Raw genomic sequence first — 3,303 nt, forward strand, 5'->3', positions numbered from 1 at the left:
AAGGCTGGCATTCAAGTTGTTCTGAATGTTTTTTACAATAAGGGCTATTTAAGCGTCTCTCAACACTTCGCTGAGGCGTGATAGAACCACTAAGAGGATACACCGGAATCCTATCATCTTGACAATTTTCACACCACTTTCCATTTTCACTTCTATAGTGGAAGCCAGATTGAAGCATACAAGTATGAATTATTGCCCATTCACCGAAACCTAATCCACTATTTTCTGTATCGGCATTATAAGGAGTTGGCTTACCACACTCTAACAATGCTTTTGCTACTTCAGTAGAATCTGCATCTGGCTTTTGCCATATAACAAAGTATTTTGAAGGAGGCTTTGAGTCACATCCAGCGATACTTAACAAAGCCATGCAACTCAACAGTTTTAAGATTTTCTTCATTTTTCCCCTCTTTCAATGGATTTATTTACGATAAAACAGAGCTCATAAACCTGTTGATATTTCCTGTCACCGCTGCTTAAAACAACGGTGAACAATATTGAGATGATTGGTTGAGAAAACAATCCCGCCATTCCAAGCGAAGGCAAGGATGGCGGATTGTTGATCATCACCAATAGAAACACTTAAGGTTGGCATTTGCGACTATTTTTATATTTTTTACAAAAAGGGCTGTTTAAGCGCTTCTTGACACTGCGCTGTGGTATGACAGCACCTGGACGACAAATGGGAAGATCCTCGGCTTTATGATTTACACACCAAGTTCCCCCTCCCACTTTATCACGAAAACCTGATTGAATCATACAAGCTTCTATGGTTGCTATTGCATTGTAGCTGAGCTTTCTGCTTTCTGGATCAGTATCATAAGGGGTTGGCATTCCACATTCTAATAAGGCTTTTCCTACCTCAGTAAAATCAGTAACACCATTTTTCTCCCACGTAGCTATCTCTCCTGGAGGAGGTTTATCGATATTACATCCAGTTACACTCACCAAAACTATTCCACTTAATAACTTTAAAATGTATTTCATTTTTTACTCCTTGATTTACTTAAAGGAAATTGTTCACGATGAGATGTGCCATAAAACTTTTGGCATTTATAACCCACATCTCCAAGGCAAGTATGGGAGCTTATGGGATTCATGATCACTCTCCACCATTCTTTCCACATGTTACTACCAGTAGGTATTGTCTCGTAAGTATAGCCATTGCCGCCAATAATTCTGCTTACAAAGTCGTATCTATTCCCATCAAAGCCAATAGTGGTTTGTTTGCCATCACTCACATAACCTAACAGACCGGATGCAACTAAAGCATTAAAGGCTGGTCCATAGAAATTGATATTCGTGTTGTCGGCTATACCGTGAACACCTTCTTGTTTGAAAGAATTCAGCATATTCCCCAATGTCATTGTCCCGCGACTATGTCCATAAAGTTCTAATCCTGTAAGACCATGGCTATACACCAAATCTTTTGCTTCTTGTGTTGAATTGGTCAAACCCCAAAAGTTATTTTCCATAAACTTCTGATAGCCTGCAACCAGAAGCTCTGAGATAGCAGAATCGGCTTGGGGGAACACAACAAAATAAAGCGGATTATTTTTATCCTTCGCATGTTGCTCTGCATAAACAGCAGCTTCATAGGGTGGCGTAAAGATGCCATTAAAGGACACATGCACTTTGCCATCAGCACCCTCTTGTAAATGCTGCTTTTCTTCATCCGTTAAATAATGAAACTTAGGTATTTTTTGTCCACGAGCGTCTTCTATAGGCTCCCCATTTTCATCTGTTTTATAGAGTATATTTCCGTCTTTATCACGGTCGACCACGGCGATGGGGTGCTCTTTGATAAACATGGTTTTATAGGAGTCATCACTGTATTTAAATCCTTCTTCTAAAAGTTGGGTTGCCATTTCACGGTTTTCATGGACGATTTGTTCCAGCTTGCCTACATCGAGCTGTTCTACACCCTTATGGGCGCTAGCAGTATCCCGATTAAGGGAGGCTATGGCTTGTTCCACATCTTGTCCTGTTAATGCCTTCTGCCCTGCTTCATCAGTAATGACGATAGTGCCATTGCTGATAGCGGATTTGGTATATCCTTCCTCTGAATCTTTAGCTTTTGAATGATCTAAGACATTTTTAGCAATGTTTTTCCCGACACCATATTTGCCCTGATACATCGGACCACCCGCTGAAATGCTTAAACCTTGGCTGCTAGCTTGCGCATGCGCACTGTTGCTGATATCACTGGTGCTAATGCTTCCTGTGGTCAGGCTGTTTTTATCTGCCGGCGCGGTGCTGGCAATAAGCCCCCCAGTTAGGGTTGTTTTATCTTTAACGTTGATCTTAAAACCACCATCACCCGCTTTGATGCCTGATTGCTCCACAACACTATGATAATCACTAGAGGATTTATCCTTGTTCAATGAAATATTGGTTGTGGCTGTACCTTCCTTTTCTCGGCTATTATAACCAATGGAAACAGAGTTTTGCTTGCTGGAACTTTGTCCCGTATCACTGCGGCTGGTAATAGCAAAATCACCCCCTACTTCCATTTCTACACGCTCTCCAGAAACCACGGCGCCTGCCAATGTGGTGTTTGCACCACTCGTTGTGTGAACTGTGCCGGTGCCAATAATATGGCTGTTCTTCTGGTGAACCTCCTCACTGGAACCCTTGCCTTTACCAAAAGAAGCATTCCCCATCCACCCTGTACCACCGGTACCATAACTATACCCAACATTCATCGAAGCGCTTTGCGTGTAGTTTTCTGTGCTCTGCGTGTTTTGCGCACTTTCAAAGATGATATCTTTACCTGCTCCCATGGTGATATTCCCGCTCTGTTCATCATTGCTTTGTATCGGGTTTGTACCAGCAATAATATCGGCTCCAACACCATGGATGCTACCTTTGTGGGCTTGCATATTAACAGCGCGTCCTGCTTCTATTGTACCTGTTACCGCGGTAGAGGTCTGAACAGAGGCTTCTGCCTTCTCTGTCTTAAATCCCACGGTTACGCTAGCAGAAACATCAGCAATATCACGAATAGACTGTTTGTTTCCACCTTTCATCCCATTATAAAGACCTTTGCCTTTGCTATAGAGATCATAGCCTTTTAGACCAGCAATAAGACCATTGCCGATTTTGTGTTTTGTATCCCCATGACCAAAACGTTTGACTGCATCCCTTACATCTTGTACAGCACCAAGAATGCCCACATTGACAGAGCCTGTCACACCAGCAAAAGACTTTTCATGTGTCTCTTTGCCGTTAGAGGTATCATAGCTTTCTGATAGGGTGATATTATTGCCGGCATCCATGTTGACATCACGATCCGCCGAAACA

The 3,303-nt window shown here is 42.4% G+C and carries 4 protein-coding genes; all 4 read right to left on the reverse strand.

Annotated features, from left to right (window positions below; translation table 11 throughout):
• Nucleotides 1-400 (reverse strand): hypothetical protein (locus ACFIMP_RS09380; protein ID WP_375612658.1); only part of this gene is annotated, 400 nt, incomplete at its 3' end.
• 66 nt (nucleotides 401-466) lie between these two features.
• Complete coding sequence (locus ACFIMP_RS09385) at nucleotides 467-595, reverse strand: hypothetical protein (RefSeq protein ID WP_375672244.1); 129 nt, start codon at nucleotides 593-595, stop codon at nucleotides 467-469.
• Nucleotides 583-987: a hypothetical protein gene (locus tag ACFIMP_RS09390; RefSeq protein ID WP_375630432.1), complete on the reverse strand. Its 405-nt coding sequence runs from the start codon at nucleotides 985-987 to the stop codon at nucleotides 583-585. The genes ACFIMP_RS09385 and ACFIMP_RS09390 overlap by 13 nt, the downstream gene beginning before the upstream one ends.
• The coding region (locus ACFIMP_RS09395) for a hemagglutinin repeat-containing protein (RefSeq protein ID WP_375686313.1) at nucleotides 984-3,303 on the reverse strand (2,320 nt) is incomplete at its 5' end. The genes ACFIMP_RS09390 and ACFIMP_RS09395, both read right to left, overlap by 4 nt.

The organism is Bartonella sp. AP65SXKL (genome assembly GCF_042195725.1).
In the GTDB taxonomy this organism is placed as follows: Bacteria; Pseudomonadota; Alphaproteobacteria; order Rhizobiales; family Rhizobiaceae; genus Bartonella.